Origin of the sequence: Oceanimonas baumannii (genome assembly GCF_002245495.1) — a bacterium.
Taxonomy (GTDB): domain Bacteria; phylum Pseudomonadota; class Gammaproteobacteria; order Enterobacterales; family Aeromonadaceae; genus Oceanimonas; species Oceanimonas baumannii.
Genome location: NZ_NQJF01000002.1, coordinates 364,621 through 381,155, shown reverse-complemented (window position 1 = coordinate 381,155; position 16,535 = coordinate 364,621). Strand labels below are relative to the sequence as shown.

Annotated in this window: 20 protein-coding genes; 8 read left to right on the top strand and 12 right to left on the bottom strand. The window is 50.4% G+C overall.

All coding sequences use genetic code 11. The features are described from left to right. Positions 1–110: 110 nt before the first annotated feature. From B6S09_RS03825 to B6S09_RS03790, 8 genes are all read right to left on the bottom strand, one after another. Complete coding sequence (locus B6S09_RS03825; RefSeq protein ID WP_208321686.1) at positions 111–911, bottom strand: undecaprenyl-diphosphate phosphatase; 801 nt, start codon at positions 909–911, stop codon at positions 111–113. A gap of 124 nt (positions 912–1,035) precedes the next feature. Next, positions 1,036–2,307, bottom strand: a complete 1,272-nt coding sequence (locus tag B6S09_RS03820) for an exopolysaccharide biosynthesis polyprenyl glycosylphosphotransferase (RefSeq protein ID WP_244900095.1) — start codon at positions 2,305–2,307, stop codon at positions 1,036–1,038. A 28-nt stretch (positions 2,308–2,335) separates the two neighbouring features. Continuing rightward, complete coding sequence (locus tag B6S09_RS03815; RefSeq protein ID WP_094277164.1) at positions 2,336–3,115, bottom strand: glycosyltransferase family 2 protein; 780 nt, start codon at positions 3,113–3,115, stop codon at positions 2,336–2,338. Next, complete coding sequence (locus tag B6S09_RS03810; RefSeq protein WP_094277163.1) at positions 3,108–4,076, bottom strand: glycosyltransferase family A protein; 969 nt, start codon at positions 4,074–4,076, stop codon at positions 3,108–3,110. The genes B6S09_RS03815 and B6S09_RS03810 overlap by 8 nt, the downstream gene beginning before the upstream one ends. A 30-nt stretch (positions 4,077–4,106) precedes the next feature. Beyond that, positions 4,107–4,883, bottom strand: a complete 777-nt coding sequence (locus B6S09_RS03805; protein WP_094277162.1) for a glycosyltransferase family A protein — start codon at positions 4,881–4,883, stop codon at positions 4,107–4,109. Between the two features lie 45 nt (positions 4,884–4,928). Next, on the bottom strand, positions 4,929–5,861 hold the full coding sequence (locus B6S09_RS03800) for a sulfotransferase family protein (RefSeq protein WP_094277161.1): 933 nt from the start codon (positions 5,859–5,861) through the stop codon (positions 4,929–4,931). 10 nt (positions 5,862–5,871) lie between these two features. Then, positions 5,872–7,158, bottom strand: coding sequence for a flippase (locus tag B6S09_RS03795; RefSeq protein ID WP_094277160.1), 1,287 nt, complete (start codon positions 7,156–7,158; stop codon positions 5,872–5,874). Between the two features lie 4 nt (positions 7,159–7,162). Further along, complete coding sequence (locus tag B6S09_RS03790) at positions 7,163–8,491, bottom strand: nucleotide sugar dehydrogenase (protein WP_094277159.1); 1,329 nt, start codon at positions 8,489–8,491, stop codon at positions 7,163–7,165. Positions 8,492–8,711: 220 nt separating this feature from the next. On the opposite strand from B6S09_RS03790, the gene rcsF reads away from it, so the two are divergent. Then, a complete protein-coding gene (gene rcsF / locus B6S09_RS03785) occupies positions 8,712–9,080 on the top strand; it encodes an Rcs stress response system protein RcsF (protein WP_094277158.1) in 369 nt (122 codons plus the stop codon). Between the two features lie 61 nt (positions 9,081–9,141). Continuing rightward, the gene (tsaA, locus tag B6S09_RS03780; protein WP_094277157.1) at positions 9,142–9,837 is read left to right on the top strand and encodes a tRNA (N6-threonylcarbamoyladenosine(37)-N6)-methyltransferase TrmO; all 696 of its coding nucleotides are present in this window, start codon (positions 9,142–9,144) and stop codon (positions 9,835–9,837) included. Positions 9,838–10,002: 165 nt separating this feature from the next. On the opposite strand, the gene B6S09_RS03775 is transcribed toward tsaA, so the two are convergent. The 3 genes from B6S09_RS03775 to B6S09_RS03765 all read right to left on the bottom strand — a co-directional run bounded on the left by B6S09_RS03775 (position 10,003) and on the right by B6S09_RS03765 (position 11,856). Further along, the gene (locus tag B6S09_RS03775) at positions 10,003–10,443 is read right to left on the bottom strand and encodes a flavodoxin (RefSeq protein ID WP_094277156.1); all 441 of its coding nucleotides are present in this window, start codon (positions 10,441–10,443) and stop codon (positions 10,003–10,005) included. A gap of 358 nt (positions 10,444–10,801) precedes the next feature. Beyond that, positions 10,802–11,524, bottom strand: coding sequence for a tRNA pseudouridine(65) synthase TruC (truC, locus tag B6S09_RS03770; RefSeq protein ID WP_094277155.1), 723 nt, complete (start codon positions 11,522–11,524; stop codon positions 10,802–10,804). Continuing rightward, positions 11,521–11,856, bottom strand: coding sequence for a YqcC family protein (locus B6S09_RS03765; protein WP_094277154.1), 336 nt, complete (start codon positions 11,854–11,856; stop codon positions 11,521–11,523). The genes truC and B6S09_RS03765 overlap by 4 nt, the downstream gene beginning before the upstream one ends. A gap of 88 nt (positions 11,857–11,944) precedes the next feature. Between B6S09_RS03765 and B6S09_RS03760 the strand changes: the two genes are divergently transcribed. The 5 genes from B6S09_RS03760 to B6S09_RS03740 all read left to right on the top strand — a co-directional run bounded on the left by B6S09_RS03760 (position 11,945) and on the right by B6S09_RS03740 (position 14,956). Beyond that, positions 11,945–12,979, top strand: coding sequence for a DUF3549 family protein (locus tag B6S09_RS03760; RefSeq protein ID WP_094277153.1), 1,035 nt, complete (start codon positions 11,945–11,947; stop codon positions 12,977–12,979). Beyond that, entirely contained in the window at positions 12,972–13,274 is a 303-nt protein-coding gene (locus B6S09_RS03755) for a DUF3301 domain-containing protein (RefSeq protein WP_094277152.1), read from the top strand. The genes B6S09_RS03760 and B6S09_RS03755 overlap by 8 nt, the downstream gene beginning before the upstream one ends. 391 nt (positions 13,275–13,665) lie before the next feature. Beyond that, positions 13,666–13,893: a DUF2789 domain-containing protein gene (locus tag B6S09_RS03750; RefSeq protein ID WP_094277151.1), complete on the top strand. Its 228-nt coding sequence runs from the start codon at positions 13,666–13,668 to the stop codon at positions 13,891–13,893. 14 nt (positions 13,894–13,907) lie between these two features. After that, positions 13,908–14,183 carry a hypothetical protein gene (locus tag B6S09_RS03745; RefSeq protein WP_094277150.1) on the top strand — a complete coding sequence of 92 codons (276 nt, stop codon included), beginning with the start codon at positions 13,908–13,910 and terminating at the stop codon, positions 14,181–14,183. Then, entirely contained in the window at positions 14,183–14,956 is a 774-nt protein-coding gene (locus B6S09_RS03740) for a Zn-ribbon-containing protein (RefSeq protein ID WP_094277149.1), read from the top strand. The genes B6S09_RS03745 and B6S09_RS03740 overlap by 1 nt, the downstream gene beginning before the upstream one ends. A gap of 17 nt (positions 14,957–14,973) precedes the next feature. Here B6S09_RS03740 and syd read toward each other — a convergent pair whose 3' ends face one another. Next, positions 14,974–15,531 (bottom strand): SecY-interacting protein, encoded by a 558-nt coding sequence (gene syd / locus B6S09_RS03735; RefSeq protein ID WP_094277148.1) that lies wholly within the window; start codon positions 15,529–15,531, stop codon positions 14,974–14,976. A 73-nt stretch (positions 15,532–15,604) separates the two neighbouring features. Here syd and queF point away from each other — a divergent pair, with 73 nt between their 5' ends. Beyond that, on the top strand, positions 15,605–16,456 hold the full coding sequence (gene queF / locus B6S09_RS03730) for an NADPH-dependent 7-cyano-7-deazaguanine reductase QueF (protein WP_094277147.1): 852 nt from the start codon (positions 15,605–15,607) through the stop codon (positions 16,454–16,456). Positions 16,457–16,535 lie beyond the last annotated feature (79 nt).

Sequence of the window (16,535 nt, the reverse complement as noted above, 5' to 3'; positions counted from 1 at the left end):
AAACAGCACCTGCAAATCATTCAATATATGCCACCATAGCCCGTCATCAAAAAAAATGCCCGCTGCTTAATCTGGCAGCGGGCATAAAACACCTCAACAAATACGGCAGGCTACTGATACGTCAGCACTGCCACCAGCACTCCCCCCAGAGCAAGCCGGTAAATAACAAATGGCAGAACACCAATTCGGTTAAGCAAGGCCAAAAACAATTTAATACAGGCCAATGCACTTACAAACGACACCACAGTGCCAATGATAATGGCTGACCACGACATCATCGCAGAGCCATCCAGCAAACCACTGGCCTGGTGGCTGCCAGCCAGAAAGATAATGGGAATGGACATCAGAAACGAATAACGTGCTGCAGCTTCACGGGTAAGGCCAAGCATGAGTCCGGCCGTTATGGTAATACCGCTGCGCGACGTGCCCGGCACCAGAGCCAGCGCCTGAGCACAGCCCAGAAACAGTGCACTGCGCCAGCCTGCCTCATATTCCGATTTAAACTGCCTGGCCATACGATCGGCCCACCACAGCAAAACGCCAAAAAATACCGTGGTAGCGGCAATCACCCAGCCACTGCGTAAATAGCGTTCAATCACATCTCCCAGCAACATTCCCGCTACACAAGCGGGAATGGTCGCCAATACAATCCCCCAGGCCAGCCGCGATTCGGCACACAAGGCTTTGCCCCTAAGTGAGCCAAACCACGCCCCTGCCATGGCAAAGACTTCCTTTCGGAAGTAAACAATCACTGCCAACAGGCTTCCCAGGTGAACGGCCACATCAAATGCCATCCCCTGATCCTGCCAGCCAAACAATACTGACGGCAATACCAGATGAGCAGAGCTGGACACCGGCAGAAACTCGGTAAAGCCCTGAATTAAAGCTAAAAAAACTGCATGGAATTCCACTTTAATGCTTCCTGTACAGGTACAACCCCGGGCACACAGACTACATCCGACCGCCATATTCAACCATGACTTTACTACTGAAAGATGACAGCCCCGTCAGCAGCACAGATGGCACAAGCATGTGTTATCTTGCACCAAACCCGGTAAACAGGATCCTGATGGTTTTATAAACAATCAAAATATCCAGCCACAAAGAGAAATTCTTAATGTAAAAAAAGTCATACTCAAGCTTTTTTTTCATACCATCCAGCTCGGCAGCATAACCTTGTTTGACCTGAGCCCAGCCAGAAATGCCTGGCCGCACTATATGACGATAACTGAAAAAAGGAACATCCTGCTCATACCACTCCGACAACTCACAAGACTCCGGACGCGGTCCGATAAAGCTCATCTCTCCTTTTAACACATTCAGCACTTGCGGCAGCTCATCCAGCCGGTATTTTCTGAGCACTTTTCCCACCTTGGTAATACGGGGGTCCTGACTGCTCTCGGTAAAACACTTACCACCACCATTAACATGCATACTACGAAATTTATACATATTGAACAGCCTGCCACCGTAGCCCACCCTTTTCTGCACAAACAGGGCCGGTCCTTTACTGTCGCAGCGAATTAAAACCGTCAGCACAACAAACACCGGCACCAGCACGGGCAACAAACATAACGCCAGCACAATGTCTGCGGCCCGTTTAATAAAGCAATACACAACCGAAGGCTGAAGTGACCCGAACTCATTTTCAGAAACATACTCTATTTTTACCCGGCCCGTCAGCGACTCCATCAGCCGCTTATAGTGAAAAACCGGGATTCTCTGTAGCGTGCAGGCCGCAAGAAAACGCTGCCAGTGTTCCGGAATACTGGCATGCAGATCGGTCATAATGGCGTCTACATGCGTAGTGAGCGGCTCAGCGTGTTCAAGCTTGATCCATCTGACCCCCGGCAGTTCAGGATGGGGCTCGGCCCGCCCGAGGGGAAGATAGGCGATATGATAAAATACATGCCTGACGACCGTAAAATACGTAAAATAGAAAAACAGCAGTGCCGCCAGAAAACTATAAAAAATATAATAAACTGAGTAACCAAAACGAAAAGCAAAGAAGAAAAACACCAATCCCCCATACCAGGCCAGCACGGTGGGTAAAATATAAAGCGCTTTTCTCGCCTCCGGGAACCCCATCAGCTTATGCAAAGACACCAGGCTTAAAGAAAAAGCGCACGCTACTCCCGCCTGACTGTTTAATTTAATCATGTCGGGAGACACAACTCCCTCCACCTTCCACATCAACAATGAAGGCAAGAGCACCACAAAGAAAAAACCAGAAAAAAACTGAAATGTACGGGAGTATATTAACTTATGAGACAATAACTCCGCCTGTTTCACAGATACAACTTCCATGACCTACCTCATCAATCCATGATGAATGTCAGTGCATAACACCAGTCAGCCTGGCAAATGCAGGAGCGTACTTTCTTAATACCCCTCTCAGGGCATAATGAGTAAAATAATACGCAGCCACCGGCACCGGCAGCTTTTCGCACTCTCTGTAAACCCGCCAGGTATGCCTGGCAGCACTAAATTTGTTATAAGAAACAGAACCTTTATGTATTCTGTATTTAGCCAGAGGCTGAGAGATACCATAAGCATAATCCGTATGCTTCAGTAATGTCAGCCATAGCGCATAGTCCTGCCGCTTTCTTACTTCCGGCATCAACACCTTGCCAAAGTGGTGAGTGTCATACATAGCCGTAAGACATCCGATATAACAGGTTTTAAGCAGATCTTGATAGCTCACCCGCTCCGGCACCCCGACGAATCCAATATTATTGTCCTCTCCGTCTATCTTGTAATAAGAGGAAAATGATATTGGTGCATGATTAGACAGCATAAACTCAACCTGCTTTTCCAGCTTATCCGGCAGCCAGAGATCATCCGCATCCAGAAAAGCAATAAAGCGTCCACTGACCATTGCTATGGCTTTATTTCTTGCTACCGCAGCCCCTGAGTTACAAGGCAGCCTGAAGCAACGAATGCGTTTATCCTGTTCAGCCAGTGATAACGCAAGCTCATAGCTGTTATCGTCGGAACCGTCGTCGACTATAAGCAGTTCAAAATCAGGGTAAGATTGGCTGAGCACTGACAACACCGAATTGTGCAGAGTGGTAGCTGAATTAAACACAGGCATAATAACACTAACCTTACCCATAATTATTTCTTTTCCAATCTACAAGCTTAGCCATAATACGGTGGAGTGGCATTGAAATGCACACAGGAACTGAGGAAAACAGATAATAAAAACAAACCTTTATCGGAGCAACATCTTTAAAAAGTCTACCTTTGATATCAAATAAATCAGAATTCCCCATTCTCATGTTTTGGTTCCAGCAGTATATAACTTGATTGTTGAATCTAACTTTAAGTGCTGAGCTTACTTCTTTATCTTGGTAATGGTTAATAAAAGAGAGCAAGTGTTCATTCGCAACCTCCTCATCTGTATAAGGAGTGGTTTTGGTAACCATGCTATCAGAATCACGATAATATATTGCTCCCGATTTATTTATAAGAATATACTCAGACGTTTCTTCTATGGCTCTAAGCCATAAACATACATCTCCCCCGCGTTTTACTCTACCGGCAGGGAAGCCTCCAACACCATGGAAAAGGTTCTTATTCATTATTACAGTTGATGTATAAAAAGGAGAAGCATATAAATAACTCAGAAAAGACACCACTCTAAACATTTCATGTTCACACTGAATGCTCGATCTTAGATTAATACCATCATATACATCAAATAGGGCAGCAAAGAACTTATGACTGGGGTTATTTTCTAGCGCCACCACAAAATTATTTAAATGTTCAGGAAGCCACTCATCATCAGCATCAATAAATGCAACCCACTCAGAATTAGACTTTTCCACCCCAAGATTTCTTGCTGCATAACCTCCAGGACCGGCTTCATCACGATAATAGATAGATATACGCTTATCCTCAAAACGCTCAACAATATGAGTACTTTTATCAGTAGAGGGATCACAGACAATAATCAACTCAAAAAGAGGGTATGATTGATTAAGGACAGAGTTAATTGAACGAAGAAGATGCCTCTCCTTGTTATATACAGGCATGACAACAGAAATAAGAACCCCATACCTAACAGTTTCCATAAAACTCCAAAACTAAAGAAAAAACAACATCTACACCTTCCTAAAAATATATTTCAAGACCCTTACCCCACCCCCAAAATCTTTAAGCCTATAAAAAACAAAACAAAAGAACAATACCCTCCCCATAAAGAGACCAAAAACTCTTTTGAAACACTCATACCTAGACTCTATTGCATAATATGATTTAAAGTCAGCTCCACTTGATTCATCAGGATGATCACAGATATTGAGAGGTACATAGATCCCTCGGCAACCTGCTCTTATAAGCGATGCCAAAAAAACAGGTTCATCACATAAGAACAGTTTTTGACCTGTCCCCATATCCTCGGGAAAGAAACACCTTGCGTTCAACAATGAACTTCTTAAACAACTTATTTCTATAGTGCCTACACTAAGGATAGAGAAAAGGTCGTGCTTAGTTTTCCTTTTTGAAAACTTAACAGGTTGAGTTAACCCCCTATTATAAGAAAACGTTATAAAATCCACACCACTATTTTCTTTGTACGAAAGAATGACTTTTTTATAAAAATCATCTTCATACACCACATCATCGTCACAAAACAAAACAATATCAGCATGTGAGTTTTCAATAGCTACATTTCTACTTTTTGTGACTCCTACACTATTTATTGGTATATACCTAATATCACTTCGCCGCTTAAAATGCTCTTGATAATTCATCAACTGATCACATCCGCCAACTTGATGAACAATTGTTATGGAAACATATAAGCTCTGTGGGGGCAAGTTATTAATTAACCTGAATATTCTATCTCCATAAGTGGAATACAACATCTCAAGAGTCATACGTAAACAGCCAGTAGTTAACAGTAAAAAATATGCATGACATAGTTAAGCATTAATTACACTGTTAATAATATCTATTTCTCTGTCAGTAAGGAACTTCTTACCTTTCCCTATCGATTTTCTATTCGGTGCGTCATATACAGAAGCATGATGCTTTCTTAAACAGACATCACCCATAATATCCAGAATGTCTTTCACTCTTTTTTCTCTAAGTGGGACCCCAATTCTACCAGATATTTCAAGAATAGTATTTTCTGGTGCAGAAACTAACTTTTCATAATCCACCTCGATAAATCTTAGGTTTGGATTATCCGTCTTAAAATTATTCCAAGCACAATAACTAGCTTTCCACCTTTCAGCCGCACGAGATACATCACCACATAGCCCAGAGTTAATATATGAAGAAACAACATCAATAGGATCTCTCTTCATGCATATATATCTAGCTCGTGGGAATGCTTTCCTTATAACACCTAAACTCAAGGTGTTCAATGGTGTCTTATCACCTACAAACCTAGATTCAACACCATCATTCACAGAAAGCCAAAAGTATAACTTGTTTATCAGATTAAAAAGGCTTTGCTCTTTCTCTGGCCACCTACATGCCTCTTCCACGAAATCCCTCAGGGTTAAGACATTGAAAGTATCAAACTCCTTATGATACTCAAGTAAACTAATCGTTGTTTTTACTTTATAATCCCAAGACTCCCCAGAATTTCTGTAGAAATGCATTATTTGCTCAGGTAGAACATAAGTCTCCGGTGGTATATATATATCCATCTCTTGCATCATAAGCCGACGGAGCAAGGTATTTCCTGATCTGCCACACCCCACCAAAAAGATAAAATCTTTACTTGCTCCATCATCCTCAAGTCGACATTTCTTTGTGACTTTAAAAGTCATAGACTTAATCAGTCGCATATGAAACTGGTATTTTGGGTTTGTTTTATAGAAAAACCTGAGTTCATTCATATTCATGCCATCACCATTAAATATAAGACATCCCCATTTTTTTAAAAACAAAAAACAACAAAACACAATTCCAGATTACAATACTTATAGCCACACCAATAGCAGCCCCAATAGCTCCATAAATTGGGATCAACCATACACAAAGCAGAACACTAAAAAGTACTGCAACCAATTGCCCTTTCAAAGTATCCCTTTCATGCCCACTCATGGAGAGCAGATAACCCACAGAGCCACAAAACACATTAAATAACTGCCCGATCACCAGCACAGCCATGGGGTAATAGGCCGACAAGGCATATTCATCACCAAACACCCAGCCCAGCAGACTTTGCCCACCAAACAGCAATATCAGACCAATGGGCAGCGCAATGGAAAAAGATCCCCGTGCTGCCTGTCTGGCCAGGTGTTGCAGTTGCTCCTTATTTTGATCTCGCCATGCCTTGGCGAAATAAGGCGCAACCACCAGGTTGACCAATGTTAACGACAGCACCACAAACTGGGCACCCCGCTCTGCTACCCGCATGGCGGCCACCTGATCATCTGTGCTGAGCACCCCAAGTAACACCAGGCTGATTTGGGTATTGAATGAGCTAACCAATGCCAGCAAGGTAAAAGGCAGCAGAGCCCGCCCCCACTGCTTGGTGTGATACTCAGGTTTAGTATCTGAAGTAAACACTGGCTGCAGCTTTAAAAAAGCCAGGCTGAATAAAACAAATATTATAAAAGCCACGATTATCTGGCTGTAGATAAGATTTTCTACACTCAAACGATTGGTACTCAGCAGGTATAAGAAGGCTATCAGCAATAAAGCTGGCTGGATGAGCAACTTGGGCAGCTCTGAATAAAATGGTTTGGCCAGACCTTTAAGAGCACCGTCCCGTACTGCAGCCAGCGCAGTAAAGGGAAGTATAAATACTGCCAGTGTTATGAATTGCCATTTACTTTCACTGGGTAACCAGCCAGAAAGACTTAAAAAAACAGCAAGAACAATCAAGCTGAATACGCTCACCCAGACATGTGCAAACCTGATCACTCCCCGATACAGCCCCCACTGCATTTTATGAGAGAATACAGCGATTTCACGCGTTAGCAGGGCAGGAACTCCACCCGCCACAGGCAGTGCCAGCATGGATATGACTGTCATGACAAACACATATTGCCCGAACTTTTCTGGCCCCAGCTCTCTGGCCAGTAACACACTAACCACCAGGCTCAAAGGTAAAGACGCAGCCCGCAGCATACCAAGACTGATAAAGCTTTTAATCAGGGGGCGTTTTATCACCAGAAGAAGTTTATTCCACATTTATTTAGTCGTTTCCAAATAAGTCTCTGGTATACACCTTTTCCGCCACACTCTGCAGCTCTGGTGTTAACCGGTTTGCCACAATGACATCCGCCTTTTGTATAAACTCGCCAATTCCTTTAATAACTGGTGATTGTAAAAACTCCGCATCATCCAGCAATGGCTCATAAACAATAATATTTATCCGGTGGGCTTTAATCCGCTTCATAATGCCCTGAATGGCAGAGTCCCTGAAATTATCGGATCCCGCTTTCATCGCCAGCCGGTAAATGCCCACGGTGGGAACCGGTGGGGCCTGTACAGGTGTGGTACAGACCGTGGCAAATCCGGAAGAATTGCAGTGTGCTTCTGAATAGTGATAGTGATACAGCGCTTGATAAGGTTGCCGGACACTGAGGTGGCGATTTAGCTTTTCTATTATCCGGCTGGCAATAAAGCTTTTCCGGGTGCTGTTGGCGTCCACAATGGCCTGAATAAGATTACTGGGGATATCCCGGTAGTTAGACAGCAGCTGCCTGGTATCTTTGGGCAGGCAATAGCCACCATAGCCAAAGCTGGGGTTGTTATAGTGCTCACCAATGCGCGGATCCAGGCAGACTCCCTCAATAATCTGTTTGCTGTTCAGGTTTTTACTTTCTGCGTAGGTATCCAGCTCATTAAAAAATGCCACCCGCATAGCCAGATAAGTATTGGCAAACAGCTTGATGGCTTCGGCCTCGGTGCTGCTGGTAAACAGCACCGGAACCTGCTCAACCGCCGCTCCCTGCTGCATCAGCGCAGCATAACGCCCGGCCAGATCCGGCTGCCCGCCCACAATCAGCCGTGACGGATAAAGGTTGTCGTGCAGCGCACGGCCTTCACGAAGAAACTCGGGCGAAAACAGGATATTGGCGTTTTGAGTGTGCTGAATAAGCTGGCAGGTAAAGCCCACCGGTACGGTAGACTTGATAATGATAAGCGCGTGAGGGTTAAGGCGGGTAACGGCTTCTGCCACTTCGGTGACAGACCGGGTATTGAAATAACCGGTATCCGGATCGTAGTCGGTTGGCGTGGCAATAATCACCAGCCCGGCCTGCCGGCATGCGTGAGGCAGACTGGTAGTTGCCTGAAAAGTGATGGCCGGATCATTCAGAAATGCCTGAATGTCATTGTCTTCCAGCGGAGATATACGGTTATTAAGCTGAGTGATTTTAGCCGGGTTGATGTCTTGCAAGACTACGTGGTTATGCTGTGCCAGCAGCAGTGCATTAGCCAGCCCCACATATCCTGCTCCGATGACGGCAACCACCTGACGTGGCTGACCGCTTTTTACGCTACCGCCCGTGGAGTGCATACGGCGTTTCTCCCATTGCCGATGTCCGAAATGTGCACAACAGCGCATGCTCGTCCTGAGTATGCTTTCCGCTGTTGTCTTTATTGATAATACACCTTTTTGGAAAAAGTGGCCGCGAAGCCGAATGCACATTACCGGGCTGATCATGCGTTTGTGACTTTCCGCGGGCTGCCAGCTAAGGCAGAATAGGCGTAACTCACTCAGATATTAAGGATTTGTCATGCGTGTACCTGCACTGGTTCTGGCTGCCCTCACTCTTTCCGGTTGTGCCAATATGGCGGTAGACAGCAATGTGTCGCCCACCGGTATTAAGGATTATTACAAAGGTAACAACGTCACCCTGTATGGCCGTGATGAACTGAAAGGCCTTAACTATGTCACCCTGGGCACGGTGGAAGGCGAAGCCTGTAAGATTGAAGCCAATGAACCACCTCCTAAAGATGCCGATGCCCGTGCCCACATTCGCCGCCGTGCCGCCGATATGGGAGCCAATGGCATTTTGCTGGACCGCTGCACCCGGTTTAATGACATGCCCGGATGCATTGAGCAGGTGCTGTGCAGTGGCCAGGCACTTAAAGTTAATAAGTAGTAAGCCCCAGGCTGTCGGCCGTAATTACTGCTGGCAGCCATGACTGTGTTTTTGAGAATTTATGACCACGATTAATCTTGATCCGATTGGCATCGTCCGCTCGCCTTATAAGGAAAAATTTGCGGTACCGCGCCAGCCGGGGCTGGTAAGCCGCGCCCGGGCACAGCTTGAGATGTTGCCGCCTTATAACGATCCCAGTGCATTCAGAGGGTTGGGCGAGTTCAGTCATTTATGGCTGGTGTTTGTCTTTCACCAAACCATGGAGCAAGGCTGGAAGCCCACCGTGCGTCCCCCCCGCCTGGGAGGAAACGAACGGGTCGGTGTGTTCTCTACCCGCTCCACCTTCCGCCCCAACCCGCTGGGGTTGTCGGTAGTCGAGCTGCGCGACATGTGCAAAAGCGGCAACAAGGTATGGCTGGAGCTGGGAGGGGTAGATCTGGTCGACGGCACCCCCATTGTAGACATTAAGCCCTATTTGCCCTGGGCCGATGCCGTGCCCCACGCTCATGGGGGCTTTGCACCTACACCACCGGATCTGGGTATGGAAGTCATTTTTTCGCCCGATGCCGAGCAGGCTTGCGCGCGCTCTTCCGTGCCCGACTTGCAGGAATTTATTACCGAAGTTCTGGTGCAGGATCCCCGCCCTGCCTATAAAAAACAGGAACAGGGCTGGCAGAAATATGGCGTGCGTTTATACGACTACAACGTGCGGTATGAAGTGTTTGGCCAGCTTACCCGTGTGTTAGAGATAGTCTAGATTAGCGCCTGCAGGCCCGGTTTTAACACGCTTACAAACCGGGCTATGGTGTCGCATAGGGTACGGTTTTCATCGCCATGCTTGCTGCATGGATTCCGGCTCGGAGGCCGGAATGGCGGCAGTTGCACTCCCGCACAGACGGCAGCCCAGGCCATGTTGCAGGTGTTAAATTTTTTCCATCCAGCTTTTCAGCCACTGCAGTGCCGGCACTTCCGGCTCCAGGGTTTCAGAAGCGTCTACTTTTAAATGCTCAGTCACCGCCTGTGCCTGCAGCTCCTGCAACTGCTCGTTAAGCAGCTCGCCGGCACCACAAAAATGCTCATAGCTGCTGTCACCCAGGGCTACCAAGGCATAACGCACGTCGGGAATAGGCGGGCAGGTTTCACGCAGTTCCTGATAGAAAGGCACCAGATCGGGCGGCAGTTCTCCCTGCCCGGTGGTTGAGGTAACAAACAGCCAGAAGTGGGAGCGGTCGAGCCCGGCAAGCTCGGCATCCTCATGCAGGCTTACACTGTGGCCGGCTTTAATCAATTCTTCTTCCAGCGTTTCAGCCACCAGCACGGCCGAACCGTAAACGGTTCCGATAATAATATCCACTGTTGCCATTCATGCGCTCCTTGTTTTTATTGGTGTCGGTGCACTATGCCATGGCCAGCCAGGCATGTGTAGGGCCGGAATGACAGTGTGTCGTCGCTCCCGTGAAGAAACGTCATCCCCGTGAAGACGGGGACGGGAGCCCAGAGCAGACGTGCACACTCTCAACCAACAGCGCCGTCTGAGGAATGGATTTCCGCCTGCGCGGGAATGACGACTAAACGAGCGGGAATGACAAAATCTCGTCGCTCCCGTGCAGACGGGAGCCCAGGGCAGACGTGTACACGCTCAGCCAACAGCGCCGTCTGAGGAGTGGATTTCCGCCTTCGCGGAAATGACAACGAAGCGAACGGGAATGACGACTAAGTTTCTACAAATTCCACCCGAATTCGTTGGCAAGGTGCTTCCAATGGTGATCTACGGGGGCGACGATGTTGAGCGGCGCTCCGGTGACCGGATGGGTAAGACTCAAGCGGGCAGCATGTAGCATAAGGCGATCACATTGATACTGCTCCCGGAAAAAACGGTTATGACGACCATCGCCGTGACTGGTGTCGCCCACAATAGGGTGACGCAGGTGAGCCATGTGCCGGCGCAGCTGATGCTTGCGCCCGGTTTCAGGGCTGAGCTGCATCAGGCTGTAACGGCTGGTGGCATGCTTTTTGGACACCGTAAAGGGCAGTTCAACCTTTGACAGTCCCTGCCAGCGGGTAACGGCATCCTGAGGCGGTTTGTCGGCATCGGCAAATTTGTCAGCAATGTCATCAAGTTCGCAGGTAAGGGCATAGTCAAGCCTCCCCTCCCCTTCCAGATACCCCCTCACCACAGCCAGATAGGTTTTGTTTATCTCACGGCCACTGAAAGCCTCGGTCAGTGTGCGGGCTACCTCGGCATTTTTGGCAAACAGCAGCACGCCCGAAGTAGGGCGATCCAGCCGGTGTACCGGAAACACATGGCAACCCACGGCATCACGGGTCAACTGCATGGCAAAACGGGTTTCATGACGATCAAGCCAGCTGCGGTGAACCAGCAGGCCAGGCTCTTTATTAACGGCGACCAGCCACTCATCTTCATAAATCAGTGAGATACTCATGCTTCGCGCTCCACCGGCAGGCCGGTCAGGGTTTCATCCAGCTGAGCAATGGCTTCAAGCAGTGCGCTTGTTTCTTCGGGTGCGCCTTTCATGCTTTCCGTTGCCATCGGGTAAACCGCAATGCGGGCAGGCAGCGGCAGGCCGGCGGCCAGCAGATCTCGCAGCCGGGGCAGCAACACAAACTGCAGCCATTGAGGCAGGCTTAAGGTATCGAGACAAAAGGGCTGCGTACTTTGCAGGGCACCAGGTGGCGGGGGCTCGTCTTGCCACCAGCCAAGGGTGTTAAGCTCATTTTCTATGGTGAGCAACAAATGATGAACCGTGGCAGACATGCAGCAAACTCCTCTTTAAAACTGCCCGCTACTATACCATCCCGGCTTTCTACTCCCTATAATTCGCCTCTGCAGACAGGAGGATCCGATGCAAATAGACACTCTCAGTGAATTTTTAACTCAGGCCGGCACCGATTTTCGGCTGTTCGACCTGGGCCGGCGGCTGCAGCCCCTGGAGCAGAGCGACTTTGCCGCCATCGAAGCTGGCCGCCGTCCCTACCCCTGGCCCTTGCAGCGCCATGCCTGGCTCGCCGTCTGCTACTGGCAGCAAAACGGCGGCCAGCCTTATGTGTGGTTTTTAAAAATCCCCCTGGATGAACGCGGTTTGTTTAACAATGCCGCGGTAAAGCATTTTCTGTCCGCTCTGGTGGAGCAGCTGGGGGGGGATATACATGCCCCGCTGACCGATGAACAACAGCAACAGCTGGCAGACACCCCGTTTACCTTCCAGCCGGCACAAGACAAGCTGGCGGCGTTTCATGCCCGCCTTAGTCTGGCGCTGAAGCATGCGCCTTCGGCTTATTATCAGGGAGCGGTTGATTACTTAACTACGCCGGCCAGCCAGCACTGGCAACAACTCGGCCTGCAAGGACTGGCGGATGTGGCTGCCCGGCTGCATAGCGATACTGCCCTGGCCAACACCGTGCAGCAGCATCTGTGGCAATTGCCGGAGCCGGTGCAACAGGCACTGCTGACCCAATGCGAACATCACCCTCTGCCCGCGCCGCTGGCCAAAGCCATGATTGAGGCGGTAAGCGCCGAGCAGGAACGCCAGGAGCCCAATGAAGAACGCATTGCCCTGCTGTTGCGCGCCACGGCCGGTTGCGCCCCGTTCAAGGCGCGCAGTGCCAAGCTTTCCAGCCTGATGTCTCTGCAACCGGGCCAGCCGCTGCTGCTGACCATGGCAGCTCGCCTGTGGCAAGATCTGACCGACGAAGCCCTGCTGCTGCAATATTTAACCCTGCTGGCCGACCAGCATGGCGAACTGTTTAACGGCCTGTTTGCCGAGCTGGTATCGGTGCCGGCCCTGCGCCCGCTGATCCTGGCCAATTTGCATAATCCGGAGTTACCTGCTCCACTCAAGCAGGCCTTTGGCAATTTGTTTGCGGCCACCCATGGCTGAGCTGCTGGGCTTGCTGGCCCTGTTTGTGCTGGGTGCCAGCGTGTGGCAGCTGCGTCGCCAGAGCGAATTTGCCAACCGCTGGCTGGTACATTACTGCAAGCGCCAGCAGTTTCAGCTGCTGAGCGTGTACCGTTACCGGTTTTGTCTGCGCAAGGGTCGGCTGCTGGCTCATTTCCGTTTTGAGTTCAGCCACGATGGCATGCAGCATAATGAAGGTGAATTGTGGCTCTGCGGCCTGAAGGTGATGGAAGTATCAGTGCCGGTGCTGCGGGAAGACCCCTTCGGGGAGCTGTAAACTGTAAGTGGTGTTGGCTGTTGCCGCCGGCCAATGGATTCCGGCTCGGAGGCCGGAATGACAAGATTTCGTCGCTCCCGTGAAGAAACGTCATCCCCGTGAAGACGGGGACAGGAGCCCAGGGCAGACGTGCACATTCTCAATCAGCAGCGCTGTCTGAGGAATGGATTCCCGCCTGCGCGGGAATGACGACTAAACGAGTGAGAGTGGCGAAATCTCGTCGCTCCCGTGAAGACGGGAGCCCAGGGCAGACGTGCACATTCTCAATCAACAGCGCTGTCTGAGGAATGGATTCCCGCCTGCGCGGGAATGACTACTAAACGAGCAAGAATGGCGATTAAGAAAGCAGGCACGGTTTGCCCGAATCAACTCGGGCCTACAGGAGGAAGATATGGAACATATGATTCATCCATTCAGTGAATTGTTTGAACAGTTAGGGCTGGATGCCAGCCATAAAGGTATTGAGCACTTTCTGCAACAGCACAAGCTGCCACCAGAGATGGAGCTGGTTAATGCCCCCTTCTGGAACAATGCTCAGGCAACATTTTTAAAAGAAGGACTGCAGGAGGATTCAGACTGGGCTGAGGTGATCGATCAGCTGAATGCCAGTCTGAGGTAATTTACGGAGTTTGCATGTCGCAACCTATTATTGATGTTATTCATCGCCTCGCCGCCGAAGGCAAGGCGGTGACCACCGCCACAGTACGGGCCCGCTTGTCGGGCCCGGTTAACATGGCTGAGCTGATCAGCCTGGTCAACCGCTATCGTAGTGCGCCAGAATCACTGCCGACAGCAGCCCCGGCAGAGACGTCGTCCGAACAATCCCCCGAGCAGCGCCTGCTGGCGCTGGAAGAGAAAGTGCGCATGCTGGAAGCTCGGCTGGCACGCCTTGAGGAGTCCGGTGTCTGATGTGGGTATGTGAACTTCAGTTTGATTGTTATCAGGACACACAGCTGTCCGGGGCCGAGCAGGCCATTCGTCAGTTGCTGGACGCGCTGCGCTATAACGGCCAGATTATTGGCCGGGAATTTCCAACGGCCATTTATCAGGGCTGGCTGATCAGCCGGGTTGTGTGTCCCGAGCAGGACAGCCTGCACCCGCGCCACAACAGCCGCCAGGTGGAGCTGGCCATTGAACAGTTACACCAGGCCGGGCTGACCAGCCCGAAAGTCACCACCCGCGGGCCGGACCTGAATTCCGATACCACCGATGAAACGCACACGCCAGGGTGGCAGATACTGTACACCAGCTATCTGCATACCTGCTCACCCCTGCGCTGTGGTGAACATTTCTCTCCCATACCGCTTTATCGCATTCCGGCCGTGGCCAACGGGGATTTTAAGCAGGTATTAAAATGGCAGGAAGACTGGGAAGCCTGTGATCAGCTGCAGATGAACGGCTCCATTCTGGAGCATGCCGCCGTGGAAGAGATTTCATCACCCACCAGCCTGCTCAGCCGCCGGGGCCGGGATCTGGCCAAACGCATCGAGTATTTAACCAAAGTCCCTACTTTTTATTATTTATACCGGGTGGGTGGCGACAGCCTGTCCGCAGAGCAGGCCCGCCACTGCCCCGGTTGCGGCGACCACTGGCACCTGGACGCACCGCTGCACGATATTTTTGACTTTTTCTGCGAGCCCTGCCGGCTGGTGTCGAATCTGTCGTGGGACTTTAAATCGTAGCTCCGGATGCAACGGGGCTACGGCGTTAAATGATATGCATGCGGCCCCACCGGTTCGGCCCGGTGCAAAAAAGTGGCCAGATCCGGAGCCAGAGTGCCGATAGCCCCCTGCCCCAGGCGTTCCAGCAGCACGGCTCCGCTGACATTGTCCAGGGTAATCAGCCGGCGTTCATCGCGGCAGGTAGCAATAAACCAGGTGGCTGGCAGCTTCAGTTTCTGCTGCATCAGCTGATGGCCGATCTGATTTTGCTGCAACCGCTCAAAATCAGCGTCATTCCAGGGCTGCAGCAAGGTAATAAACATTCCCTTGTAACACAGGGGTAAATGGCCGGCGTAATAATGCCCGAACAACGCCGGCAGCGACGGATGCACCGGCATATTCAGCGCCTGTGCCAGGTTGTCAAAAGAGCCCGGCTCTGCTCGGGTATAAGGATGCCAGGCTACCTTGCCCTGGTGTGCCGGCAGTTGCCCTGCAGGAGATGGCTCACCGGGATCATGTTCGGCCAGCGGCTGACCATAGTTCCTTTGATAACGCTCAAACAGGGCGGCCAGTGCCGTCACCACTTGATTCTGCATGGCAAACCCTCACAATAATGTCTTTAGCAATGTATACAACATGAAAGCCCCATTCTACCAACCGGACATTCAAATGACACCAGAGCAAAAATATCAGCACAGTGATTCCCTGGCGGGGCTGGAGTTAGGCAAACAGAGCAGCTACGTCAGCGAATATGATCCGGGGCAGCTGCAGGCCGTGCCCCGCAGTCTGAACCGTGATGATCTGGGGCTACAGGCCGATGCCCTGCCCTTTTCCGGTGAAGATTTATGGAATCTCTATGAGCTGTCATGGCTGAATGCCAGAGGGAAGCCGGTGGTAGCCATGGGTGAAGTGCGGGTGCCGGCCACCAGTACCCATCTGATTGAATCAAAGTCATTCAAACTGTACCTGAACAGTTTTAACCAGAGCCGCTTTGAAAGCCTGACCGCCGTGGAAGAAACCCTGGCCCGGGATCTGTCCGCCTGCGCCGATGGCAAGGTGATGGTCAAACTCTACGAGCTGCAGATGGCACCGGCTCAGTTTGGCCGCCTGCCCGGCCACTGCATTGATCAGCTGGATATTGATATTGAGCATTATCAGCCGGTACCGGATCTGCTGGCCAATGCCACAGACACCGAAGAAGTGTGCGAAACCCTGCACTCCCATTTGCTCAAGTCCAACTGTCTGGTAACCGGCCAGCCCGACTGGGGCAGCGTGATGATCCGTTACCAGGGGCCGCGCATTCGGGAAGATGCCTTGCTGCGCTACCTGGTGGGTTTTCGCCAGCATAACGAATTTCACGAGCAGTGCGTAGAACGGATTTTTATGGATATTATGCAACACTGCAAACCCAGCGAGCTGACCGTGTATGCCCGCTACACCCGCCGGGGTGGGTTGGATATTAACCCCTATCGCAGCAATGTTGCCGGCAAGGCCGCTAACGTTCGTTTGCTGCGTCAGTAACTTGTTAAACCGGCAAGGCTGGACGTGGGCAGGCGGGCTTCGTAAACTGCGCTACTGGCCCGGTTTTTTCGGTATCGAT

Coding starts and splice junctions, on each gene's coding strand:
- B6S09_RS03820 (WP_244900095.1), bottom strand. CDS start 2,307: ATGGAAGTTGTATCTGTGAAACAGGCGGAGTTATTGTCTCATAAGTTA.
- B6S09_RS03815 (WP_094277164.1), bottom strand. CDS start 3,115: ATGGGTAAGGTTAGTGTTATTATGCCTGTGTTTAATTCAGCTACCACT.
- B6S09_RS03810 (WP_094277163.1), bottom strand. CDS start 4,076: ATGGAAACTGTTAGGTATGGGGTTCTTATTTCTGTTGTCATGCCTGTA.
- B6S09_RS03805 (WP_094277162.1), bottom strand. CDS start 4,883: ATGACTCTTGAGATGTTGTATTCCACTTATGGAGATAGAATATTCAGG.
- B6S09_RS03800 (WP_094277161.1), bottom strand. CDS start 5,861: ATGAATATGAATGAACTCAGGTTTTTCTATAAAACAAACCCAAAATAC.
- B6S09_RS03795 (WP_094277160.1), bottom strand. CDS start 7,158: ATGTGGAATAAACTTCTTCTGGTGATAAAACGCCCCCTGATTAAAAGC.
- B6S09_RS03790 (WP_094277159.1), bottom strand. CDS start 8,491: ATGCACTCCACGGGCGGTAGCGTAAAAAGCGGTCAGCCACGTCAGGTG.
- rcsF (WP_094277158.1), top strand. CDS start 8,712: ATGCGTGTACCTGCACTGGTTCTGGCTGCCCTCACTCTTTCCGGTTGT.
- tsaA (WP_094277157.1), top strand. CDS start 9,142: ATGACCACGATTAATCTTGATCCGATTGGCATCGTCCGCTCGCCTTAT.
- B6S09_RS03775 (WP_094277156.1), bottom strand. CDS start 10,443: ATGGCAACAGTGGATATTATTATCGGAACCGTTTACGGTTCGGCCGTG.
- truC (WP_094277155.1), bottom strand. CDS start 11,524: ATGAGTATCTCACTGATTTATGAAGATGAGTGGCTGGTCGCCGTTAAT.
- B6S09_RS03765 (WP_094277154.1), bottom strand. CDS start 11,856: ATGTCTGCCACGGTTCATCATTTGTTGCTCACCATAGAAAATGAGCTT.
- B6S09_RS03760 (WP_094277153.1), top strand. CDS start 11,945: ATGCAAATAGACACTCTCAGTGAATTTTTAACTCAGGCCGGCACCGAT.
- B6S09_RS03755 (WP_094277152.1), top strand. CDS start 12,972: ATGGCTGAGCTGCTGGGCTTGCTGGCCCTGTTTGTGCTGGGTGCCAGC.
- B6S09_RS03750 (WP_094277151.1), top strand. CDS start 13,666: ATGGAACATATGATTCATCCATTCAGTGAATTGTTTGAACAGTTAGGG.
- B6S09_RS03745 (WP_094277150.1), top strand. CDS start 13,908: ATGTCGCAACCTATTATTGATGTTATTCATCGCCTCGCCGCCGAAGGC.
- B6S09_RS03740 (WP_094277149.1), top strand. CDS start 14,183: ATGTGGGTATGTGAACTTCAGTTTGATTGTTATCAGGACACACAGCTG.
- syd (WP_094277148.1), bottom strand. CDS start 15,531: ATGCAGAATCAAGTGGTGACGGCACTGGCCGCCCTGTTTGAGCGTTAT.
- queF (WP_094277147.1), top strand. CDS start 15,605: ATGACACCAGAGCAAAAATATCAGCACAGTGATTCCCTGGCGGGGCTG.